At 36.5% G+C, this 22292-nt stretch carries 21 protein-coding genes; 12 read left to right on the plus strand and 9 right to left on the minus strand.

What is annotated here, in order from left to right; translation table 11 throughout:
- Positions 1–34: 34 nt before the first annotated feature.
- From WC407_RS01125 to WC407_RS01155, 7 genes are all read left to right on the plus strand, one after another.
- Positions 35–2989 (plus strand): type I restriction endonuclease subunit R, encoded by a 2955-nt coding sequence (locus tag WC407_RS01125; RefSeq protein WP_373020233.1) that lies wholly within the window; start codon positions 35–37, stop codon positions 2987–2989.
- Positions 2982–4226, plus strand: coding sequence for a restriction endonuclease subunit S (locus WC407_RS01130; RefSeq protein WP_373020235.1), 1245 nt, complete (start codon positions 2982–2984; stop codon positions 4224–4226). The genes WC407_RS01125 and WC407_RS01130 overlap by 8 nt, the downstream gene beginning before the upstream one ends.
- Positions 4226–4741: a hypothetical protein gene (locus WC407_RS01135; protein ID WP_373020237.1), complete on the plus strand. Its 516-nt coding sequence runs from the start codon at positions 4226–4228 to the stop codon at positions 4739–4741. Before WC407_RS01130 ends, WC407_RS01135 begins: the two co-directional genes overlap by 1 nt.
- A complete protein-coding gene (locus tag WC407_RS01140) occupies positions 4729–5496 on the plus strand; it encodes a DUF1828 domain-containing protein (RefSeq protein ID WP_373020239.1) in 768 nt (255 codons plus the stop codon). The genes WC407_RS01135 and WC407_RS01140 overlap by 13 nt, the downstream gene beginning before the upstream one ends.
- A 10-nt stretch (positions 5497–5506) precedes the next feature.
- Positions 5507–6682, plus strand: a complete 1176-nt coding sequence (locus WC407_RS01145) for an AAA family ATPase (protein WP_373020241.1) — start codon at positions 5507–5509, stop codon at positions 6680–6682.
- A complete protein-coding gene (locus WC407_RS01150; protein ID WP_373020243.1) occupies positions 6679–8286 on the plus strand; it encodes a type I restriction-modification system subunit M in 1608 nt (535 codons plus the stop codon). The genes WC407_RS01145 and WC407_RS01150 overlap by 4 nt, the downstream gene beginning before the upstream one ends.
- Positions 8287–8413: 127 nt before the next feature.
- A complete protein-coding gene (locus WC407_RS01155) occupies positions 8414–8947 on the plus strand; it encodes a hypothetical protein (RefSeq protein WP_373020245.1) in 534 nt (177 codons plus the stop codon).
- A gap of 193 nt (positions 8948–9140) precedes the next feature.
- On the opposite strand, the gene WC407_RS01160 is transcribed toward WC407_RS01155, so the two are convergent.
- The 6 genes from WC407_RS01160 to WC407_RS01185 form a co-directional block, all read right to left on the minus strand.
- Positions 9141–9350, minus strand: a complete 210-nt coding sequence (locus WC407_RS01160; protein ID WP_373020249.1) for a DNA-binding protein — start codon at positions 9348–9350, stop codon at positions 9141–9143.
- A gap of 113 nt (positions 9351–9463) precedes the next feature.
- The gene (locus WC407_RS01165; RefSeq protein ID WP_373020251.1) at positions 9464–10354 is read right to left on the minus strand and encodes a hypothetical protein; all 891 of its coding nucleotides are present in this window, start codon (positions 10352–10354) and stop codon (positions 9464–9466) included.
- Positions 10355–11163: 809 nt separating this feature from the next.
- Entirely contained in the window at positions 11164–11499 is a 336-nt protein-coding gene (locus WC407_RS01170) for a DUF2958 domain-containing protein (RefSeq protein WP_373020253.1), read from the minus strand.
- On the minus strand, positions 11469–12161 hold the full coding sequence (locus WC407_RS01175) for a Rad52/Rad22 family DNA repair protein (RefSeq protein ID WP_373020255.1): 693 nt from the start codon (positions 12159–12161) through the stop codon (positions 11469–11471). The genes WC407_RS01170 and WC407_RS01175 overlap by 31 nt, the downstream gene beginning before the upstream one ends.
- Positions 12158–12739 carry a hypothetical protein gene (locus WC407_RS01180; protein WP_373020257.1) on the minus strand — a complete coding sequence of 194 codons (582 nt, stop codon included), beginning with the start codon at positions 12737–12739 and terminating at the stop codon, positions 12158–12160. The genes WC407_RS01175 and WC407_RS01180 overlap by 4 nt, the downstream gene beginning before the upstream one ends.
- A gap of 32 nt (positions 12740–12771) precedes the next feature.
- Complete coding sequence (locus WC407_RS01185; RefSeq protein ID WP_373020262.1) at positions 12772–13587, minus strand: DUF932 domain-containing protein; 816 nt, start codon at positions 13585–13587, stop codon at positions 12772–12774.
- 431 nt (positions 13588–14018) lie between these two features.
- On the opposite strand from WC407_RS01185, the gene WC407_RS01190 reads away from it, so the two are divergent.
- From WC407_RS01190 to WC407_RS01210, 5 genes are all read left to right on the plus strand, one after another.
- On the plus strand, positions 14019–14900 hold the full coding sequence (locus WC407_RS01190) for a helix-turn-helix transcriptional regulator (protein WP_373020264.1): 882 nt from the start codon (positions 14019–14021) through the stop codon (positions 14898–14900).
- A 54-nt stretch (positions 14901–14954) separates the two neighbouring features.
- Positions 14955–15125, plus strand: a complete 171-nt coding sequence (locus WC407_RS01195) for a hypothetical protein (protein WP_373020266.1) — start codon at positions 14955–14957, stop codon at positions 15123–15125.
- Positions 15126–15541: 416 nt separating this feature from the next.
- The gene (locus WC407_RS01200) at positions 15542–17242 is read left to right on the plus strand and encodes a hypothetical protein (protein ID WP_373020270.1); all 1701 of its coding nucleotides are present in this window, start codon (positions 15542–15544) and stop codon (positions 17240–17242) included.
- 3 nt (positions 17243–17245) lie between these two features.
- Positions 17246–18184, plus strand: coding sequence for a hypothetical protein (locus tag WC407_RS01205; protein WP_373020272.1), 939 nt, complete (start codon positions 17246–17248; stop codon positions 18182–18184).
- Between the two features lie 133 nt (positions 18185–18317).
- Positions 18318–19508 (plus strand): DUF445 domain-containing protein, encoded by a 1191-nt coding sequence (locus tag WC407_RS01210; protein WP_373020274.1) that lies wholly within the window; start codon positions 18318–18320, stop codon positions 19506–19508.
- A 164-nt stretch (positions 19509–19672) separates the two neighbouring features.
- On the opposite strand, the gene WC407_RS01215 is transcribed toward WC407_RS01210, so the two are convergent.
- The 3 genes from WC407_RS01215 to WC407_RS01225 form a co-directional block, all read right to left on the minus strand.
- Entirely contained in the window at positions 19673–20392 is a 720-nt protein-coding gene (locus WC407_RS01215; RefSeq protein WP_373020276.1) for a nucleotidyl transferase AbiEii/AbiGii toxin family protein, read from the minus strand.
- On the minus strand, positions 20389–20997 hold the full coding sequence (locus WC407_RS01220; RefSeq protein ID WP_373020279.1) for a hypothetical protein: 609 nt from the start codon (positions 20995–20997) through the stop codon (positions 20389–20391). The genes WC407_RS01215 and WC407_RS01220 overlap by 4 nt, the downstream gene beginning before the upstream one ends.
- A 70-nt stretch (positions 20998–21067) precedes the next feature.
- On the minus strand, positions 21068–22291 hold the full coding sequence (locus WC407_RS01225; protein WP_373020281.1) for a tyrosine-type recombinase/integrase: 1224 nt from the start codon (positions 22289–22291) through the stop codon (positions 21068–21070).
- Position 22292 lies beyond the last annotated feature (1 nt).

Here is a 22292-nt window from a genome sequence, read left to right on the forward strand (position 1 = left end):
TGAGACACGACAAAGTATTATTTAGGATATACGGATGATAAAAGAAAATAAAATCGAACTAGACTTTATCAAAAAACTAGAAGATTTAAAATACACCTATCGTTCAGATATTCGTGACCGTGAATCGCTCAATCAAAACTTCCGCCAAAAATTCCAAGAACTCAACCATGTCAATCTCAGTGATGCAGAATTTGCCCGTTTGATGGATAGTATCATCACGGGTGATGTTTTTGCTTCCGCCAAGATTCTACGAGAACGCAATACTTTTAAAAGAGATGATGATACGCCTCTAAATTACACCCTTGTCAATATCAAAGATTGGTGCAAAAATAGCTTTGAGGTGATTAATCAGCTTCGTATGAACACCGACAACAGCCACCATCGCTATGATGTTATTTTACTCCTTAACGGTGTCCCCGTCGTACAAATCGAACTTAAAACGTTAGAAATCAGCCCTCGTCGTGCAATGCAACAGATCGTTGATTATAAAAATGATCCGGGCAACGGCTACACCAAAACTCTCTTGTCGTTTATTCAGCTGTTTGTCGTGAGCAATCACACCAATACGTGGTATTTCGCCAACAATAACAATCGTCACTTTAGTTTTGATGCGGATGAGCGATTTTTACCTATCTACCGCTTTGCCGACAAAGAGAACATTAAAATCACCCGTCTTGATAGCTTTGCTGAACACTTCTTGAGCAAATGTACTTTAGGGGAGATGATTAGCCGTTATATGGTTTTGGTCGCGGTTGAGCAAAAACTGTTGATGATGCGACCGTATCAAATGTATGCGGTCAAGGCAATCGTAGAATGTATCCATGAAAACTGCGGTAACGGCTATATCTGGCACACGACGGGAAGCGGTAAAACACTCACCTCGTTCAAAGCATCCACACTCCTAAAAGACAACCCCAACATCGAGAAATGTCTTTTTGTGGTTGATAGAAAAGACCTAGACCGTCAAACCCGCGAAGAGTTTAACCGATTCCAAGAAAAGTGCGTCGAAGAGAACACCAACACCGATACACTCGTCAAAAGACTCCTATCGACTGACTATGCCGACAAGGTGATCGTCACCACGATCCAAAAGTTAGGGCTTGCACTGGATGATAACAATGCAAAAAAATACAAAGAACAGCTAAAACCACTCAGCGATAAACGGATCGTTTTTATTTTCGATGAGTGTCACCGCTCACAGTTCGGTGACAACCACAAAGCGATCAAAGAGTTCTTCCCAAAAGCACAGCTTTTCGGTTTTACGGGTACACCGATTTTTGAAGCAAATGCCACGTATAAACAATTCGATGGAACGGATGGAAGTTTTAAAACAACATCCGATGTATTCGAGCGAGAACTGCACGCCTATACGATTACCAATGCCATCGATGATGAGAATGTACTGCGATTTCATATCGATTATTACAAACCCGATGCAAAAGTCAAAACAGGTGATTCCATCACCAAAAAAGCGATAGTAGAAGCGATTTTGGATAAACACGACGGGGCAACATCAGGGCGTAAATTTAATGCGGTTTTCGCGACTGCTTCTATCAATGAAGCGATAGAGTTTCACAAGCTTTTTAAAGAGCTACAATCGCAAAGAACCCAAAACGATGAGGAGTTCACCCCGCTCAATATCGCGTGTGTTTTCTCTCCGCCCTCAGAGGGGAACAGTGATGTCAAACAGCTCCAAGAAGATTTACCGCAAGAAAAAGAGGATAACTCCGTAGCTCCTAATGAGAAAAAAGCAGCCCTAAAAAATATCATGGATGATTACAATGCCCAATTCGGCACCAATCATAATCTAGCGAATTTCGACCTCTATTACCAAGACGTCCAAAAACGGATTAAAGAGCACAAATACCCCAACAAAGACTATGCCCACAAAAACAAAATCGATATTGTCATCGTCGTCGATATGCTCCTCACAGGATTCGACTCACAGTATCTCAACACCCTCTATGTCGATAAAAATCTAAAATACCACGGATTGATCCAAGCATTTTCACGCACCAATCGTATCCTAAACGATACGAAACCCTACGGTAATATCCTCGATTTCAGAGGACAGCAAAACGAGGTAGAAGAAGCGATAGCCCTCTTCTCAGGCAAATCGGCGAAGCCTGCCAAAGATATATGGCTCGTTGATTCCGCCCCATTGGTCATTGATAAACTGGGCGAGGCAGTGAGTGCATTAGAGAAATTTATGAACTCACAAGGCTTAGAGAACAAACCCGAAGCAGTATCAAACCTCAAAGGCGACGAAGCGAGAGGGCAATTTATCAACCTTTTCAAAGAGGTACAACGGCTTAAAACACAGCTCGACCAATACACCGATTTGAATGATGAGAACAAAGAGAGCATCGAGAGTGTCATCCCTAACGATACCCTCCGAGCCTTTAGAGGGATGTATTTAGATGTCGCACAGCGGCTCAGAGATAAACAGGGGAAAGATGCCGATTCATCGAGTGTCGTCGATCAGCTTGATTTCGAGTTTGTCCTTTTTGCCTCTGCGGTGGTCGATTATGATTTTATTATGAATCTAATCGCACGCTACACCCAAACCACCAAAAAACAAAAAATGACTAAAGAACAACTGATCGGTATTATCGACTCCGATGCGAAATTTTTAGGTGAGAGAGAAGACATAACGGCGTATATCAACACGCTAGAAGTCGGCTCAGGTCTGAGTGAAGAAGAGATCAAAAAAGGGTATGAAGAATTCAAATCCCAACTATCGGCTCATAAACTAGATGAGATAGCAACCAAGCACGGCATTGATAAAAAAGCATTTAGTGATTTTGTCGAACTGATAATGAACCGCTTTATATTCGATGGGGAACTGCTCAGTGATTTGTTAGCTCCGCAAGAGTTAGGATGGAAAGTGAGAGCCAAAAAAGAGTCGGAGATTATGGAAGACTTGATCCCCATACTTAGAAAATTAGCGGGTGAGCAAGAGATTTCGGGATTGAGTGCGTATGAGTAAAAATATCCCGACATTGCGATTTCCTGAGTTTAAAGATGCGCCTGAGTGGGAAGAGAAAGCATTAGGCGATTTATTAGAATTCAAAAATGGAATTAATGCAACAAAAGAACAATATGGAAAAGGCTATAAGTTTATTAATGTTTTAGATATTTTAAATAATGAGTTTATTACCCATGATAAGATTATAGGTAGTGTTAATGTGGATGAAGCAGTGATGAATAAATACCTCGTAGAATATGGAGATATATTATTTCAACGTAGCTCAGAAACTCAGGAAGAAGTTGGTACGGCAAGTGTTTATTTAGATAAATATAGCACGGCAACATTTGGTGGTTTTGTAATAAGAGGAAAAAAAATAACCGATTATGAACCAGTTTTTTTGAATAAATTACTAAAAACAAATTTATCAAGAAATCAAATAACTTCAAAATCAGCTGGAAGTACAAGATATAATGTAGGACAAGAAGTATTGACCTCTGTTATTTTACCATTTCCCTCTCTCTCAGAACAAAAAAAAATTGCCGAATGCTTCTTGTCTATCGATGATCTGATTACCGCACAAACCGCAAAATCTCAAGCCCTCAAAGAGCATAAAAAAGCCCTGATGCAACAGATTTTCCCCTCCGAGGGGGAGAGTGTTCCGAAATTGCGATTTTCTGAGTTTAAAGATGCACCTGAGTGGGAGGAAAAAATACTTGATGAAGTCGTGAATTATGAAAATGGAAAAGCCCATGAAAATGATATTTCTGAAAATGGCAAGTACATAGTCGTAAATTCAAAATTTATATCAACAGAAGGCGATATAAGGAAATATACTAATAAAGCTTTTTGTCCTGCAAACGTAGATGATATTTTAATGGTACTGAGTGATGTTCCAAATGGAAGAGCAATTGCCAAGTGTTATTTAGTAGAATCAGATGATTTATACACTGTAAATCAGCGCATTTGTAGATTATCATCAAAAAAAGCAGTTAGTAAATTTCTTTTTTATATTCTTGATCGAAATAAATACTTTTTATCGTTCGATGATGGAGTAAAACAAACAAATCTTAGAAAAGAAGATGTTTTAAACTGTCCAATATTGATACCATCAAATCAGGAAGAACAACAAAAAATCGCCGATTGTCTCTCGTCTTTCGATGATCTGATTACCGCACAAACCGCAAAAGTCCAAGCCCTCAAAGAGCATAAAAAAGCTTTGATGCAACAGCTTTTTCCATCGGTAAAGGAATCGTAATGGCACTTACAAACGAGCAAGCAAAACTATTATTTGGTTTGGAAAAAGAAACCGAATCAAGAAGTTACAAATTACCAAATCCTAATGAGATTTTGACAATTTCATTAAGTGCAAAAGATGAACGATTTAAAGATGAACTGTTTTCACTTGATATAAGCAGAAAATCTTTATCACTCAAAAAGAAAACATTTCAAAAGAGAGCGCAAGAAAATATTGTTTTGAGACGATTGGATTTTTTCGGTGGACATCATAATCCGGCGTTGGATCATATTCCAAATAATCTAGAGAGTTCGATTGTAGAACTCATGAAAAAATATACAGATGTACGCTTTAGTAACCAAACGCATATTCATTTTTATATAGATGGGTACGGTGAAAAATGGGCATTTCCTATCTCTGAATTTGATTTTGGGCAATCTGATGATATTTTAGATCAAACTAAAGAGTTTTGCCTATACTGCAACGTAACAGTATTACCTGCCTTTAATATGAAGGATTTACTATGTATGATATAAACGGCTTAGTCGACAAATACATTGATTTTATCAAAGAAAGTATTACTATCGATAAAATTGAAGATAATATTTTTGAAATCGAAACACCGTTTTTAGATAGAAGAAATGATTTTATAACTATATATGCCATTTTTGATAAAGAAAATAAAAATAACATTACTTTAACAGATAATGGGCTGACATTAACCGATTTAGAATTAAGCGGTTTGGAGTTCAATTCTCCAAAAAGAACAAAAGAACTACTCACGGTTTTAAATGGTTTCGGAGTGCAACAAGATAAAAAGAAAAGCCTTTTTGTCAATGCAACCGCCGAAAACTTTGCACATAAAAAACATAATCTTATTCAAGCTCTTCTAAGTGTAAATGATATGTTTGTATTAGCTCAAAGCAAAGTGATGAATCTCTTTTTTGAAGATGTTGGATTGTATTTTGATGAGAAAGATATACGATACACCTCAAATATTATTTTAGAGGGAAAATCGCATTTTAACCATAAATTTGAGTATCTCATACCGAAATCAAAAAATGCTCCTGAACGGACTATAAAATTACTGAATCGTCCTAAATCCGAAAACTTAAAAGCAACACTTTTTGCCTTTGAAGATACAAGAGAAAAAAGAAACGGCAGCGGATACATCATACTTAATGATGAAATCTCTATCAAATCGGATTTAATCGCTGCAATAAATGAATATAACATTAAACCAATTCTTTGGAGTCAAAAACACAACTTTATTGATGAGTTAGTGGCATAAAGATGAATAAATGAGTACGCCAATAATACATACATTTCCAATAATTGAAGAATTAGTAACTTATTTGCGTGATGATTTAAAAGAGCATCCAAATTCTAAAGATTATAAATATGTTTTACTTTTTGCTTATAACGGTACAGGTAAGACAAGATTATCGATGGAGTTCAAAGAAGCAGGTAAAAAAGAAACTGAACGAGACACATTGTATTTTAATGCTTTTACAGAGGATCTTTTTCATTGGGACAATGATTTAGAGGGTGATAATGAAAGAGTTTTGACTATGAATGCTCATTCTAAATTCTTTCCTGATTTGGAAAGCTTAGAGATAGAAGATAAAATCAGAAAATTTTTGCATCGTTATGTAGACTTTAATTTTTCAATTAAGATTGAAGATGGAATAGACATAGTAACGGGAAAAGAAATTAAATATCGAACTGTAAATTTTAATCGTGAAGCTTTGATCGACGGTACTATGAGAACTATTGACAATATTAAAATATCACGAGGTGAAGAAAGTATATTTATATGGTGTTTCTTTCTCGCTATTGCGCAATTAGCAATAGATGAACATGAAGAGTATAAATGGGTAAAATATTTATATATTGATGACCCTATTTCATCGCTTGATGATAATAATGCAATATATGTGGCAAGTCATTTAGCGCAACTACTCAAAGATAGCAATAACAAATTAAAAGTTATTATATCTTCACACCATTCTCTCTTTTATAATGTTATGTGGAACGAACTTAATGAAAAAGGAAAATTAAAACCATATTTTCTAAATAAAGTTAAAGAGACTAATGAGTATACATTGCAATATACAAAAGAAACACCTTTCTTTCATCATGTTGCCATCATAAAAGAGTTGCATCAAGCAGTAGAAAGTGGCAAACTTTATGCTTATCATTTCAATGTTTTACGAAATATTATGGAAAAAACTTCCACATTTTTAGGATTAAAGAAATTTTCTGATTGTATTCAATCAGCTTCGGATGAGGAAGAAATAATTTATTCAAGAATGATAAATATATTAAGTCATGGAAATTACTCTCTATTTGAACCAAAAGAAATGGTCGATGAAAATAAAGAACACTTTCGTAAAATCTTTAATAACTTTATAAATAAATATCATTTTAATCCTGAACTTTTCCCTGAAAATATTACACAAGAGAGCCAATCATGAGCGAACAAGAACAAAGACTATTAGGGGCGACACTCTGGGCTATCGCCGATGATTTACGCGGGGCGATGAACGCCGATGATTTCCGCGATTATATGCTCTCATTTTTATTTTTACGCTACCTCTCAGACAACTATGAGAGTGCGGTACAAAAAGAGTTAGGGAGCGATTATCCCGATAATAGTGCTACACCAACTACCTCACCCCTTCAACTGTGGTATCACGCAAATCCTAATGATATAGTGGAGTTTGAAAAACAGATGCGTCGAAAGGTGCATTATGTCATCCAGCCTGAATATCTGTGGAGTGCCATCGCTGAGTTAGCGCGTACCCAAAACGAAGAGCTACTACATAATTTGCACAAAGGGTTCAAATATATCGAAAATGAATCGTTTGAGGCTAATTTTGTGGGGTTATTTTCGGAAATTAACCTAGATTCTGAAAAGCTCGGTAAAAACTATACGGCGCGTAATACCAAACTCTGCACTATCATCTCTAAAATCGCCGAAGGGATCGCCAACTTTTCGACCAATAGCGATGTTTTAGGTGATGCGTATGAGTACCTCATAGGACAATTCGCGGCAGGAAGTGGTAAAAAAGCGGGAGAGTTTTATACCCCTCAACAAATCTCAAGCATTCTCTCAGAGATAGTGACCCTCGACAGTCAAGACCCGACCACGGGCAAAAAGAAAAAACTGGAGCGTGTATTTGACTTCGCGTGCGGTTCTGGGTCATTGCTCCTCAATGTCCGTAAGCAATTAGGGAGTCATGGTATCGGTAAGATATACGGACAAGAGAAAAATATCACGACCTACAACCTCGCACGGATGAATATGCTCCTGCACGGAGTCAAAGATAACGAGTTTGAAATCCATCACGGTGATTCACTCCTCAACGATTGGGAGATGCTACGCGAATCCAATCCCGCTAAAAAAATGCACTTTGATGCGATTGTTGCCAATCCGCCGTTTAGCTACCGATGGGATCCAACCGATGCGATGGGGGATGATTTCCGTTTTAAAAACTATGGGTTAGCACCCAAATCCGCCGCCGATTTTGCCTTTTTACTCCACGGGTTCCACTTTTTGGGTAAAGAGGGGACGATGGCGATCATCCTACCGCATGGGGTACTGTTTCGAGGCGGTGCAGAAGAGCGTATCCGCACGAAGCTCCTCAAAGACGGTCATATCGACACGGTGATCGGCTTACCGTCTAATTTGTTCTTTTCTACTGGGATTCCTGTATGTATTTTGGTACTTAAAAAATGTAAAAAATCAGATGATGTCCTCTTTATCAATGCCAGTGAACATTTTGAAAAAGGGAAACGTCAAAATAAACTACGTCCGAAAGATATTGAAAAAATCATTTCGACGTATCAATACCGTAAAGAGGAAGATCGCTATTCTCGTCGCGTATCAATGGAAGAGGTCGAACGTGAGGGGTATAACCTCAATATCTCGCGATATATCAGCACAGCCGTGGCAGAAAAAGAGATCGATCTAAAAGAAGTTAATGATACATTGGTCACATTGGAAGATAGCATTATCAAATCAACCCAAAAACATAATGAGTTCTTAAAAGAGCTTGGGTTGCCGCTGTTACCGTGATCAAAATAGGCACATATTAAATAGAAAGAAAACATATGACCATCTCCAAAAAATATCTTTAATCTCTCAAAGTCATAGGCAATTTACTCATCGTCTCCGAATGGGCGCAATATAAAAGGATGTTTTAGTGTTCACCAACTGTAATGCCCTACTCCCTTTTTTCGCTGTCTTATTCAGCACAGGCATAGCATATTATATTTACTCACAAAATCGCCGTTACGACAAAGCAAAAGAAAAACTTAAAAACCTCTACAATCCCCTCAATGCTCTAATCGAAAAACGGGAAAAATACCTGTCATTTCTCAAAGACCGTGACCGTTCACGATATGAGATTGAATATTACCAATTCTTTTTAGAGCTTCGTAATACTTATCTCGATCATGCTTCATACTCAACTCATAAATTGGGAGTAGCTTTTCAGAGCCTACGACATGCACATGAGATGGAATATAGCAATGAAGATAATGATAACCTATCAGAAGAAGAGATGATTAAACAAATCGCCCATTTCGAGCTAAATTACAAAGTAGATCAAGGTGGTGATAGTGAATTTGAACGTAAAATAGATGAGTTAATCCACATCATCTCAATAGAGCAAGAGCATCTTAACAAAGAGATCGAGTTAAAATTTAAAGAGAAGATTTACTCTGATGAAGAGTGATAATTTAACTCAAATCGAAAAAAAGAAGAGGTCGAAGCGTAGCTTTAATCTACAATTTTACAGCCTGATTCGCCGTTGAAAATCTAGAAACATGTTTGTGAAACGGCTGGAAACTCCGAGTGAATTTTACACGTTTTTGAAAGATTGGAATAATTAAGGGATGAAGATTGTGTATAAGGAGTGAAGTTTTAACTTAGTTTGTAGCTTCAATAGTATTTTTTTCAAGATACCGTATTAATTCGATTCTTGAAATATGAATTTTATTGCCAATTTTGATAATCTCAAGTTCTCTTTTTGCGATCAGTTTCTTCATCATATCTACTTTAATTAATCCTATTTCTTCTACGGTGCGCAGACTATATAATATAGCTTTGGGAAGAAGTTCATCGTAGTTCGTTTTCATGGTGGTTTTCCTGAGTGATGTTGAATTAGAGGGTTTTTCTCAATAGAGAGGAAGTGTTAAAATTTTTATTTCAATAGTAGATTTACAATTGCGGAATAATTTATATTCCGAAATCAGGATGATAATAAGTCTTGCTCCTTGATAGAGAATATGCGAACAATAAAGCTATTGACCACTGTGATATCAAAATGGCATCTATAGTTATCAAATCCTATCCTCTTGATGTCTCTATCTCTTAGAATCGCATGATTATCATATTGCTCCATTAAATATTGCCTCTCTTTTTTAACAGGTACATACATCACATGATATTTTTTGAATGTCTTAGCAATTGAATACACTAATGTATCTCGATACTTATTAAAGAACTTTTGCTCCAGCTTTAATTCAAATCGTGTAATGGCATATGGCAAATTTTCTTTGAAAGATTTATCATACAGATAGGATCGTTGTACCACTTCATCTTCATTACCTTCTGAAATTTTTTCTATGTAATAGGTAGTTGGATAAAATTGTGCTTCATTAGCCATATAATAAGAGGTTTTAGGCGATCTCTTTGTACAAAGCGCCAATACATTTTCAAACTTCGTGTGTAGATCAATGCTAATATCGAGCCCCGTTAGTTTGTAGAAAATATTTCTGCTATTGAGATAGGCACAGATACCAAGCAATGTCTTGTTAGTGATTGCATCCGTTTGATCATGATATCTTTTTAAACCAGCGAACTCGACAGCAATATAATATGTTGTCACTATATTGTTTAAAGTATTTTTCATAGAAAAACTCCCCATCCGAATACTCGCTAAAACTACACCCTGAGAGTAGATTTTATACTCTCTGATAAAAAAGTTTGAATGCAGGTTAATAGGATAATCTTTCTGTGCAATATAAAGCTTATTTTTATGCAAGAGTGAGAGTATTCCATCTACAATGAAGTTACGAGTAACTTCATCATAAGTATCTATTTGTAAACTGACTGTATCTATGGTGGTTAGGTATTTCATCTTACCTCTCCCGTATGAAAGATAAGAGAATAAAAGATAGATATCTTTTATAAAACTAATACCTTTCAATACCTCTTATATTATAGGAATGGAATAAGTCTCTAGTAGGAATGACAATTAAAGACGGCAAATATTAGATTTATTCAGTCGATTAGCTATTTTTATTCTCTTTCATCCAAAGAGATTTATTTAAAAAAATATGTACTTAGAAATACCTCGTGACAATTCTTCAATTCCAAGAGCTTATATCCATCAAAAAAAAATAGATCATCGAAAGCAGGTATTAATATAACCGGATTGGTGTGTTTTTACCTTATCCATTAATGAGGTAAATTTTATCCGCTACTCTTCTAGTTGCATCACAACTTGAAACCATCGTTCGTTAAATGTTTTGATAATCTCATCAAGAAGGTTTTCTTCTTTTTAAGAATCTTGAATAGTAGTAGAATGTGGATTTTGAGGATCAAACTGTCATTTTATGGTAAAATGCAATTGTCATCCTTTTTTATTCTCCTCAGTCTGAATAGGATGACACCAAACAATGATCTATTTTCTCCTTATAAAAACAAAAAACTATCCCTTACCAAAGCGCTTATAGAATTTACACTGAATTTTCATAATACAGAGTTGACGACAACGTGTATAACATTTAAAAAGTAGTATATGTTATAATAAATGAAAAATGACAGAGATAAAATCCTTGCCCGACTTAGTTCTATACTTGGAAAACTCAATGTCGGAGAAAGTGTTAGCGTCTCTGAACTAGCGGAAGAATACGGCGTTAGCCCTCTGGGGGGATTCCTTAGTTTTCACCCTCTTTTAATCTTGGATAATAGTGTGGGCTTAAATGATAAATCTCGCTCAATTGGAAGTCCTAATGAGCCGCGTATCGATTCTAATTCATCAAGAGTGAAATATTCTAATTCACACTCAAAACCTTGAACGAAGCCAAAACACGTTTTTGAGTCTTGTTTTGAGTACTCTATAACGTACCACGTCCAATTGCTATCTGGTGTGAACAGTTTGATATAGCATATTGGATCGAATATTTCTTCCGTTTCGTACAAATCAGGAATAACGTTTAGAAATTCTAGAGGTATTAATATGCTCATCATCACGCGACTTTTTGAGAGCTTTGCCACCATACCTTACGCCGAGAATCCCATCTAAACCCTTCCTTTTTTAGCGATTCCTGCTTCCCATACGTACTCCCTAAAACTATCAGTTCCCCATTATGTTCCTGAACCTCTAGCCCTAGCTGCTGCAAGGACGATGCATTGGCATGTCGGATTGATTGATTGACGGGTGGTGAGGGTGAGGCTGTATCTTGCACTTGCGGTATGTGATCGACATTGCGTTGCTGTTTATCGTATAGGGCATTTCCAAATTGTGATCCGAAAGTACGTAAAGCTCGTTTAAGTGCGTCGGTCACAGCTTCTTTGGCTCCCGACTCATGAGCATCGGCATATTGCTTGGCGATACCTGTCCCGAATCCGCAATCTTCTCTCGAAGTATGTTTAGAGTGATGCAGGTCTTGGACAATGACTTTGACTACAGCTTTGTATGCTAGGACTTTGTTCTGCTTCTCATTTGTCTCTTCGCTGACTTGCTCTAGAGAGCTGATACTGTAACTCCAGTTTCCAAATCCGAATACGGTATTCGCAGTATCGATTAGATCATATCCCTCCAAATAAGAGAGATTGATATTACCTTGCTGCCGGGTTTTTACACGGCTTCCATCGAGGTTATAGCGTAATGCCTGTATCTGTTTTTCTGTGAACATTTCTTCCTCCTGTTGAGTGCTCATGCTGCATCCTCTGTATATTTCAGCAGTTCTGTCGCTTGATTGTTGGCGCTGCTTCGTTTTGTATTGACTTTGATATGAGACGGGATATGCTCTTCCGTAACAATCATTTCAACGTATTGATCGACCTCCTCCATCCCCTCTATAGTACACATGGCTTCCATGATTGATTTTTCATCGATGGTGACATTGACATACCCCAATGAGATGAGAGCATTGGCATCGAGGATGGTGAGAGTGTTTTTGATCTTAGTTTTAGAGGGGGTGATGGTTATTGAGCTAATCATTGTTCCATCAATACGATCCACTCCGTATTCCCCCAATACAGAGGCGACGGCTTCAAGTGCTATGCTCTTCGCACTCTCTAACGATTTTTTCATGGTCTGAATCTCTTTGATCTGTGATGCAAGGAATTCAATCTTTTCGTCAATTTCTTGGAATGAGAGTCCGATATAATCGCATTTGACGTGAAAAGGCTTTTGCGACTCTAATATGCCTCTGATCTGATGCTTAAACCAATCGACGTTCGTAGGGTTAATGTGTTCCATCTCTTTGACGAGTCTGTAACTTTCTGTCTTCATGATGACGTTCCTTTGTGGTGTAGGTGTAATGGTTAGGCTGCAATAGCCATGGTTGACTCAGGTGATTTAATAGAAGCGATTCGTTCTGCAATACCCCAGAGCCCCTTATTGACATCAACATCCTTGGATATGGACGTAATTTCTCTCGAAGTGAAGTTGCGTCCTGTTTGAGTATTGACCCCTTTTACATTTCCACGCAGGAGGTTCTCTTGGATGATATTTAGGGTAGTGTAGAGATCCGATTTCTCATCCTCTACCCTATGGGGAATAAGCAAGTCACGGTGATCAACTTGAAGCTGTTCATCAAACCGTAGCGGTATCGCTGCTCTTGCAAATGATTCTTGCTCAGTGGGAGTGAGGATAATAGCTTCAAAAGTGTCGATCTTCTTTTGCAGAAGTGGTTTGAATGTACCAATATTAGCGATAGCAGTAGTGACATCGTTCTCACGATCTCCGATGTGTTTGATTTTATAGCTCTCAAACACGCTGTCAGCCACAACAAGACCATTCGCACAGACAAAGCGGTAAATGCCCACACTAATAGAAAATGCGGTACTACGGTCATGGGAATTGAAGAGCAACAGCTCTACAGCATTTGCTTTTGGATTAACAAGGTCATCGAAATGACGGAAGCGCACTAGGTGACGCTGAAATCCCGCTTTGTCCTCATCTCGTACGGAGGCTTCTTGGACGGATACAGGAAACCAACTGTGTTGACGAATTTCATCGATGACTTCAACTGTGTTTACGAAGTGGTATTGATCTGAGGTACTAGTATGAGGAGCACTGGTGAAGAGCGCGGGGCATTGCTCTAGGAGCTGAACTTGGGTCAATGGCATTGTTAACATTTTTGATCCTTTGTATGGTTGAACAATCAAGAGCCTGATTTAGGACTTTGATCGTTGAGAGTTTTAACTACTATGGTAGCAACTGCGATTACGATGCTTAAGCACTGCGAAATGGGGAACATTAGTGCTCCTTTTGGGGGATTTTATATTGGATACAATTTGATAATATGGGGGTAAAAAGAATTGGAAGTCAATTTTTTGTAGGAATTAATCGGCGGTAATGAGAGGTTAATGGGAGAAATATATCGCTATTTTTAAACATCTATAGGCAAGCTAATCAAAGTCAGACAATGCTCAGATGAATCTCTATGTACGGCATATATGCCGTACATAGAGATATCATTTTAATTACTCAACACACCAAAATGCAATATTGAGTCGTCTAAAAAAGCAGTTTGTGTTATTATTCACAAAAAAAAATGGAACAATAGATGAAAAATGACAGAGATAAAATCCTTGCCCGACTTAGTTCTATACTTGGAAAACTCAATGTCGGGGAAAATGTTAGCGTCTCTGAACTAGCGGAAGAATACGGCGTTAGCACAAAAACTATCGAAAGAGACATTAAAGCATTCTCGTTTCTACCAATTCACTCTGATAAAAAGGGATGTTATTCCCTCGAACCTTATGCTTTGGGGAAACTCTCATATGATGACATTAAAAACTTTGCAGCTCTAAGCGGCGTGAAGCATCTCTTTCCAAGCTTATCCGATGATTTCATCGCGGATATTTTAAACACCAAAATTCGATCAGCGTATTTTATCAAACCACCAACACACGAAGATCTTTCGAATAAATCAGATGAATTCACATCCATTACTGCTGCTATTTTAGAGAATATTCCTATCCGTTGTATTTACAAAGATAAACCCCGCTTACTCCACCCTTACAAGCTGGTCAACCAACACGGTATTTGGTATCTCGTCGCAGACGATGGGGAGGTATTGAAAAACTTCAGCTTTTCCAAAATTACCAACATACAGATACTGGATAAGGAACGATTCGAACCCAAAGCCGATTTTTTAGAAACACTCAAGAATCCTAATTCAAATTGGTTTTCGCAAACTATGTTTGATGTAACCCTTGAAATTTCTCCCGAAGTTTCCGAATACTTTTTGAAACGAAAGATTTTCCCCAATCAAACCGTTCTAAAGCACACACCTTCCAATCTGATCATAAAAACAAAAATCTCCTACGATGAAGAGATTCTTCGAATCGTTCAATACTGGCTCCCCCATATTACGATCATCGAACCCGAATATTTACAAAAAAAATTTCTCCAAAATTTACAAGAGTACATAAAAAAGACATAACCTGTCTAAAAGAGATATTACACTTCTTGTATCAAACGATTACAAGGAGATAGCATGTTAAGAGTTTTATTAGGTGGCATTGCCGGAGTAGCAACTGGATACGCACTCAAAAAGTATCTCGATGAAGAGGAGTGCTATTGCCCTCACCACGAAGACGAAGATGAGGGAAGCGATGATACAGATAATACCTTGGAGGAAGAAAATGAAAACAATCTTAGCGATTAGCGGCAGAGGGTTAAGTTTTTCCGATTCTGTCAAAGCAGTTTTTTTCGAAGCAGATAAAAAATTATACGAAAGTATAGAGGCTTGAAGTGGTTGCGCCAAAACCGTTTAAATGGGTTTGTCCCAAATGTGGCTATTCAAAAGTGGTCACTCAAAAAAGTGATGCACTAGACCCTAGTGCTTTTATGAATCGCTGTCCCAAATGTACATCAGAGATGGAAAAGAATAGAGATATCGGGGTACTCGATCTTTTAAAAGAATTTTTAACAAAATAAAACACTGTTTCATTCAGAAACGTTAATATATGCTTGAGGCATATATTGCTTTTTATACCTTGCAAAAAAGAGTGCCTTAAATAGAGTTTATATAACATCGAAAGTTATATTTCATAAAAATTTCACATTGAAAAGAAGAATGCTATGGATGAAAGTAATCAAGAATTAATAATAAAACAAGTGAACAACCCATCACGTCAAGAACTCAAGAAACAAAGAGTTGATGAACTTCTTGATAGTTGCAAAGATGAAGTGATAAAGCAAATTATCGGTCCATTTGGATTAACTCCTGCAATGTTTGATGATAAAGATGGCGGGAATGTAACAACTCGGCATAATTTTGAAAAAAGTGTCGTTGCAACTGATGAGGATCAAGCAAGATATGATGAATGGCAAAGCGCTTTAAATAACAATGTTGATAGAAAACTACATGATAAAGCTAAAGACAAATGGAAAAAAGACACATACCAATCTATGCATAATGGGCAAGAGGTTATAGATGAATATACTGGGAAAGTCTTAGGTGTTAAAACTGGTACGACAATCGATAAGCAGGGAAATAGGATTGATGCTGAACATATAACATCTGTAGGCGAAGTAGAGAGAGATTCAAAAAGTCATCTATTTGCAACTGGTAAAGATACCGAAGAAAGGTTAGATGATAGAGTTAAAATATCAAGCGATGAAACAAATTTGATTTTTGCTGAAGGCAGTATGAATAGTTCAAAAGGAGATCAGGATCTAAAGGAATGGGCTAATGCACCAATTTCTAAGGATCATGCTAAAGAAACTGGTAACCCAAATATGACTAATGCAGAATATTATAAATTAAATCCTGAGTTGGCTGAAAAAGCATACAAAGAATCAAAAAAACATATTAAACATGAACAAGGAAAAAAACAAGCGATAAAACAAGGAAAAGAACTTTTGCTTACTGGAGCTGAAGAAGCAGGGAGGAATGCATTACGACAAGCAATGGGACTTGTTTTGCATGAATTTGTTAATAGTTCTTTTATAGAAGTCAAACGCATTGCAAATGATCCAACGCTAAAAGAAAATTTTGTGGATCATCTCATAGAAGCAATGCGTAATATTATTGAAAAAATTAAAGCTAAAGCTGAGCATATCTTGAAAAGTGTTTTATCTGGTGGGGTGCAAGGGTTTATTAGTAACCTTTTGACTTTTATTATCAATAATATTGTCACTACTTCAGCAAAAATTGTTACGGTTATCCGAGAAGGATTAAAAGGATTATGGGAAGCGGTAAAATTAATAATGAATCCGCCAAAAGATATGAGTGGCGTTGACGTTGCACGGAATGCCAGCAAAATTATTGCTACTGTGATAACCACCAGCTTGGGTATAATTTTCGAAAAATCTATTGAAGCATTTCTTCTTTCTATCCCGATCTTGGCACCTTTAGCGCCTTTTATTTCACCTGTTATTACGGGATTGTTAACTGGGGTTGTGACAGCTTTGGTTATATTCGCCATTGATAAATTCTTCGACTGGCTTAATGAAAGCGGTACGGAGATGTTAAGTGCTCAAATTGAATATATGGAAGCAAATGTGGCATTATTTGAACATGTAGCACAAATGGTCGAATCGCAGTTTAATAACTCGAAACAATACCAGTTATGTATCGCAGAGTACAATCAAATAGAGATAGCTTTATCGGAAAGTAACACCCATCTCAATAATGCAGTTTTTCATGCTGAACATGCTGTCACAGTAAGGGCTACTACACTATCAACGATGAAAGAAGGGTTATCTAATTTTCAACGTATGGACGATGAATTAGATAGCCTTCTATTAGCGTATGAACAAAATAAAAAGGAAATATAAACCATGACAGAAGTAATAATAAGAGAAATGTCGCAAGTCACAATTAGTGATGATCTACTTAAGCAAGTTGATATGAAAGGATTGATAAAAAAATTTAGAGATAATCATGCTCGTTTGGATGATTTTAAAAAGGCTCGTGACGCTCATGAAAATAGAAGTTTTTGGGCGAAATTAAATATTTTTGACAATACTATGAAAAATGCCCAATTGGATGCCACTGAAATACAAGCAGAATTTTCAAAATCACTTGGTCAATTGATGGTGATTAGTGTCACTCAATCTCAGTACTTGCAACAGCAACAAGAAGAATTAGCAAGACAGCAAGGAATCATCAAAAATCAAACTGAACAAATTGAGTCACAGACACATGAAATAGAAAAACAGCATGAAGTATTAGCAAAACAGAATGCTGATCTTGAAAAATTGGTGAATGAGTACTTTGAACTTAGAGGATTAACGCAAGATGGTGCAAAAAAGCTTATTTCCATAGCTAACGAGATACAACATACTCGTGATGATCTTTTGGATTCGATGGAAAAATCCCGTAATTGGATCACAGAACAGCAAGAAAAAACTCTTGTAGAGATTTCATCAAAAATTTCAGTTTTAGAAGAGCATACGAAAAAAAATGTAGATGATATTATCGACCGATGTCAGACTTTGGAATCTGAGAATGATTCTTTAGCGGATAAATTATCTGATATTAATACTATATTTTCAGAAACAACTGTAGCATTTTCTGCCGAACAAGAGAAACTTGCTGCATTTACAACCTATACCGACAATCGTTTTATAGAAGTAAAAAATAATTTTAATACAATGCAAGAAGAATTCAAACTTTACCGTGAGAATCAACATAAATATAACAATAAAATAGTGGCTATTTTTAGTGTCCTTGCAGTAGTCTCATTTTCTTCTATTGCATATTTATTTTTTAAATAAAATATTTTAAGTCTTTGCTAGATCACCATGTAGAGACAATTTAATAAGATAAATTATAAAAACTAGTGAAAAATGGAAGTTAATGAAGAGTGCAATAAATATATTTGTCGATAAGAACAAAGAATTACAACGAATGAAATTAATTGCTTTGTCAGTACTTGCACTCGCCTTTATCGGTTATTTGATAGGAATGCACTTTCATGTTGAAGCACTAAAAGCATTTAGCGAAGCTGCAATGGTCGGTGGATTAGCCGACTGGTTCGCAGTAGTAGCACTTTTCCGTCGTCCTATGGGTTTACCTATCCCACACACAGCATTGATTCCTAACAACAAAGATAGCATCGGAGAAAACCTTGGACAATTCGTCGCCGGAGAATTTTTAACTCGAGAGAGATTAGAGCCGAAAATTAATGAATTTGATTTTGCTGAAAAAGCATCACATTGGCTAGCCGAAAGATCAAATGCTCTCAAAGTATCTAATCTCATTGTCAAAGACATAATCCCCGGTATTTTAAACGTTGTTAACGATGACGATGTTAAACGATTTATCCATGCTCAATTTATAAACAAACTTGAATCGATCAATTTCGGCAAATGGCTAGGCACAGGATTAGATACACTTACCAAAGATGGACGACATCAGGAACTGTTTACGACGATACTCGAAAAAGTGCATATTGAATTTCATAATTACGCAAATCGTATCCATACAAGAGTATCCGAAAAAACCCCGTGGTGGTCACTTGGAGTGGCAGATGAAACAATTGCGAACGGAATAATCAACGGTATTGACGCTTTTTTACGTGACGCAAAACGCCCTTCAAGTGACGTTAGAAAAAAAGTAAATCACTACATCGTAGAAATGGTAGAAAAGCTCAAATCATCACCGGAAATGCAAGACAATATCAATGATTTCATCTACAAGCTCTCCCATAATCATGAGGTTAATGAATACATTAACGGTATTTGGAATGAAATAAAAACATGGGTGCTTAACGATTTATCTCGAAAAGAAGAGTCAAAAATCAAAAATGCTCTAACCGATATGTTCCAAAACTTGGGCAGTGGACTAAATCAAGATGAACCATTGAAAAACAAAATCAATGGATTCATTAAGACAACGGTAATCGACAAATTGATTGAGTACAAAGGTGTTATTAGCCATTTCATAGCATCTACCGTGAAGAGTTGGGACAGTAAAGAGGTAGCCGAAAAATTAGAGCTTGAAATCGGAAAGGATTTACAATTCATCCGTATCAACGGAGCGGTCGTCGGTGGTATTGCAGGATTGATGATCTATTTGATCAGTCAGTTTGTATTTTAGAAAATGCGTCTAAGACAACAAAATCATAAATAATCACCCCAATGAGTGACGTAATTGATCCTCGTGATCTAATGAGGCATTACATTTCGTGCAACAAACAGATCGAAAAGAGAGATTCTTCGATCTGAACATCTGAGTCAATCAATATTTCAATGGCATTCAATTTATCTGTAATTATTAAAAATTTCTATCAACTCTACTCTCATAGTCTCAAATGATTTCGGCTCGCCAACAAGCCCTGCCAATCCCTCATCTCTTTCTTCCATATACTTCTTACTTTTAAAACTAGCCAGCCACATCGTTCTAAAATACTCATCATTGCAATATAGCGGTTCATATCTCATAATAATTTTTTTGGTCTCTTGCGGAGTAAATTGATCCTCTTTTAAACCATAAAAACAAAGCATGTCGTACAAATCTCTCGATTTAGTCCGTTTATAGAACATCAACGATTTCATTTTGAAAATAGTATCGATAGATGCTATTTTGATATTTCCGATAGTTGTATAGTGATCTTGCACTAAGAACTCTTTGGTTCCGGTGTTGCTTCCGCCATCAAAAAACTGAATTTTTATACCGTTGACCATCCACGTCTGGAGGTAGTATTCGACATTATCTCCACCGAGTAAAAAATCTTCTTTAATCGCTTGTGATGGTTCGATGTAATGGATATTATCCATACCGAATGTTTCAATACAAAATTCGATAAATCTCTGTATCGCTTCCAATGGAAGTTCTTGTGTCAAACAAAAATCTAAATCTTCGGAAATACGATGGTTAATATGGTACGATAAAGCGGTTCCACCCACCAACCTAAAATCATGTTGTTTAAAAATTTCATGATCCTGAATAACGGGGAGTATCTTTTTTATTGCTTCGGTCATGCGCTATACCCCATCATTTTTTTGATCTGAAAGATAGAATTAAAAGGCACTTTTCTCTCTTGAGCCATCCTTACTAACTCATCAGTACTATACTGTTTTGCCAAGTAAGCAATATAGCGAACTTTAGGATGACGTAAAAGCTCTTCCATCGGAGGAAGAGGATGAATAGCATAATAACCCTCCGCATCTATCGCAAAATCAATTTGCTCTTTTGCCTCGTTATAGTCTTCTAAAGCCATAGTCTCTTTTAATTTTAATAAAACCGATTGAACCCGTTCAATACCAAATAAACGAAGCAGGGTTTGCGTATCGTTTTGATTAGGTGTTGAGAGATAAATGGATATAAGAGTATTGATCTCTATCAAAGAGCGATCTTGACGTGACCATAACAGATCGATAGTAAACCACTCTTTTCGCAGTTTGATAAAACGGGTTTTGGAACTGAATTTGGATGGAATATTTTTAGGTTGCAAATACGATTGAGCCTCATCAACGCTCATAGAACGGAGGAGAGTAAGGAGTCTTTGACGTTTAGGATTGGATTCCCAATCGCTGAGAGTACTGTCAGAGATATGAAACATTTGCGTAATTTGAGCAGTTGTCATGGTCACTTCCTCCACATTCAGACGATTGTATTATATCCGTATATCGGAAATTATACAATCATATTAGCCATTATTTAATAAGCTCTTTAAACTGAGATAATGCTTTTCCAGCCGTTTCAGTTCTGACTTTAGAATATCTTTTGGTAATGTTGGTGGTCGTATGCCCAAGAACACTGGCGATAACTTCCAAACTCACCCCAGCATTGACAAGTTTTAATCCAACAATATGTCGAAGATCATGTATTCGTACCATTGGGATAATTTTAGTTGTCTTTTTATCAATTTTAACCAAATTAGCATCTTCTAATATTTTTATCCAGTGTTTTTTTAGCGTGTCGTTGTGCATTTTTAACTTTGGATTTTTGATAGCAGGAAAAATATATTCACCTTTTTTGGGAATATTATTTACGATATAGAGTAAATCGTCATCTAAAACGTATTCCATCCGTTTGCCGGCTTTATTGTTTTCAGGCAAAATAGTATACGTATTCGTGTTCAAATTGAGATTATTCCATTGGAGCGAAAGAACTTCATTTACCCTTCTACCTGTTGCCAGCCATACAAATATGCTTCTAAACGGCTCAGAAACATAGTTATTGATAGCTTCGTAAAGAGCTTTTATCTGCCCATCAGACAATTCTGGATTCTTCACATTGTCAAATTTTTTAAATTCTAATAGCTCTACCGGATTACTGGTAATAAAGCCAGAATGTACAAAATTTTTAAAGATTGGGTTTAACACTTCTTTTATTGTTTTTGCGGTTCTTGGCGCTCTGAGAGATAATATTTTATAAATTACCGCTTGTAGATCAGCTCGTGAAATGTTTACAACCTTTAATTCACCGATTCCATCTCGTAACCACGTTTTATAGAATCCTTCATAAGAGAGAATTGTTTTTGGTTTTAACGTATTTTTCTTCCCTTGTATATAATCATCAAACACATCATTCAGGCAACTGTTTCCATCCATTAGACCGCTATTAAGAGATAACTTTTTTGCGATCCTTTCTTTTTGTATCGAACCATCTTTCAAAGAGTTTTGTATTACGTCTCTTTGGGCATTCATGAAACTAATTGCTTGTAAGAGAGTTTGATTATTATTGAATTCTTTAATAATTTTTTTCTGATGCTTTTTATATTCCGTACTTATTGTAACTCTCAATTGCAGTTTATATTTTCCGATAGGCTTATATTGTTTAATATCGGATATTAAGTCCAAAGGAAAGTTATCTTCTTCAATAAGACTTATTCCCCTGCAATCTTTATTGGCTATATCAATATTTATATGCTTCATA

The sequence above is a fragment of the Sulfuricurvum sp. genome, from assembly GCF_041651515.1.
GTDB lineage: Bacteria > Campylobacterota > Campylobacteria > Campylobacterales > Sulfurimonadaceae > Sulfuricurvum.

Bases quoted from the DNA above. Each gene is read 5' to 3' on its own strand.
- WC407_RS01215 (WP_373020276.1), bottom strand. From the start codon at position 20,392: ATGACCGAAGCAATAAAAAAGATACTCCCCGTTATTCAGGATCATGAA.
- WC407_RS01125 (WP_373020233.1), top strand. From the start codon at position 35: ATGATAAAAGAAAATAAAATCGAACTAGACTTTATCAAAAAACTAGAA.
- WC407_RS01130 (WP_373020235.1), top strand. From the start codon at position 2,982: ATGAGTAAAAATATCCCGACATTGCGATTTCCTGAGTTTAAAGATGCG.
- WC407_RS01185 (WP_373020262.1), bottom strand. From the start codon at position 13,587: ATGTTAACAATGCCATTGACCCAAGTTCAGCTCCTAGAGCAATGCCCC.
- WC407_RS01165 (WP_373020251.1), bottom strand. From the start codon at position 10,354: ATGAAATACCTAACCACCATAGATACAGTCAGTTTACAAATAGATACT.
- WC407_RS01135 (WP_373020237.1), top strand. From the start codon at position 4,226: ATGGCACTTACAAACGAGCAAGCAAAACTATTATTTGGTTTGGAAAAA.
- WC407_RS01190 (WP_373020264.1), top strand. From the start codon at position 14,019: ATGAAAAATGACAGAGATAAAATCCTTGCCCGACTTAGTTCTATACTT.
- WC407_RS01175 (WP_373020255.1), bottom strand. From the start codon at position 12,161: ATGAGCACTCAACAGGAGGAAGAAATGTTCACAGAAAAACAGATACAG.
- WC407_RS01225 (WP_373020281.1), bottom strand. From the start codon at position 22,291: ATGAAGCATATAAATATTGATATAGCCAATAAAGATTGCAGGGGAATA.
- WC407_RS01160 (WP_373020249.1), bottom strand. From the start codon at position 9,350: ATGAAAACGAACTACGATGAACTTCTTCCCAAAGCTATATTATATAGT.
- WC407_RS01220 (WP_373020279.1), bottom strand. From the start codon at position 20,997: ATGACAACTGCTCAAATTACGCAAATGTTTCATATCTCTGACAGTACT.
- WC407_RS01180 (WP_373020257.1), bottom strand. From the start codon at position 12,739: ATGAAGACAGAAAGTTACAGACTCGTCAAAGAGATGGAACACATTAAC.
- WC407_RS01195 (WP_373020266.1), top strand. From the start codon at position 14,955: ATGTTAAGAGTTTTATTAGGTGGCATTGCCGGAGTAGCAACTGGATAC.
- WC407_RS01150 (WP_373020243.1), top strand. From the start codon at position 6,679: ATGAGCGAACAAGAACAAAGACTATTAGGGGCGACACTCTGGGCTATC.
- WC407_RS01200 (WP_373020270.1), top strand. From the start codon at position 15,542: ATGGATGAAAGTAATCAAGAATTAATAATAAAACAAGTGAACAACCCA.
- WC407_RS01170 (WP_373020253.1), bottom strand. From the start codon at position 11,499: ATGGTGGCAAAGCTCTCAAAAAGTCGCGTGATGATGAGCATATTAATA.
- WC407_RS01145 (WP_373020241.1), top strand. From the start codon at position 5,507: ATGAGTACGCCAATAATACATACATTTCCAATAATTGAAGAATTAGTA.
- WC407_RS01205 (WP_373020272.1), top strand. From the start codon at position 17,246: ATGACAGAAGTAATAATAAGAGAAATGTCGCAAGTCACAATTAGTGAT.
- WC407_RS01140 (WP_373020239.1), top strand. From the start codon at position 4,729: ATGTATGATATAAACGGCTTAGTCGACAAATACATTGATTTTATCAAA.
- WC407_RS01210 (WP_373020274.1), top strand. From the start codon at position 18,318: ATGAAATTAATTGCTTTGTCAGTACTTGCACTCGCCTTTATCGGTTAT.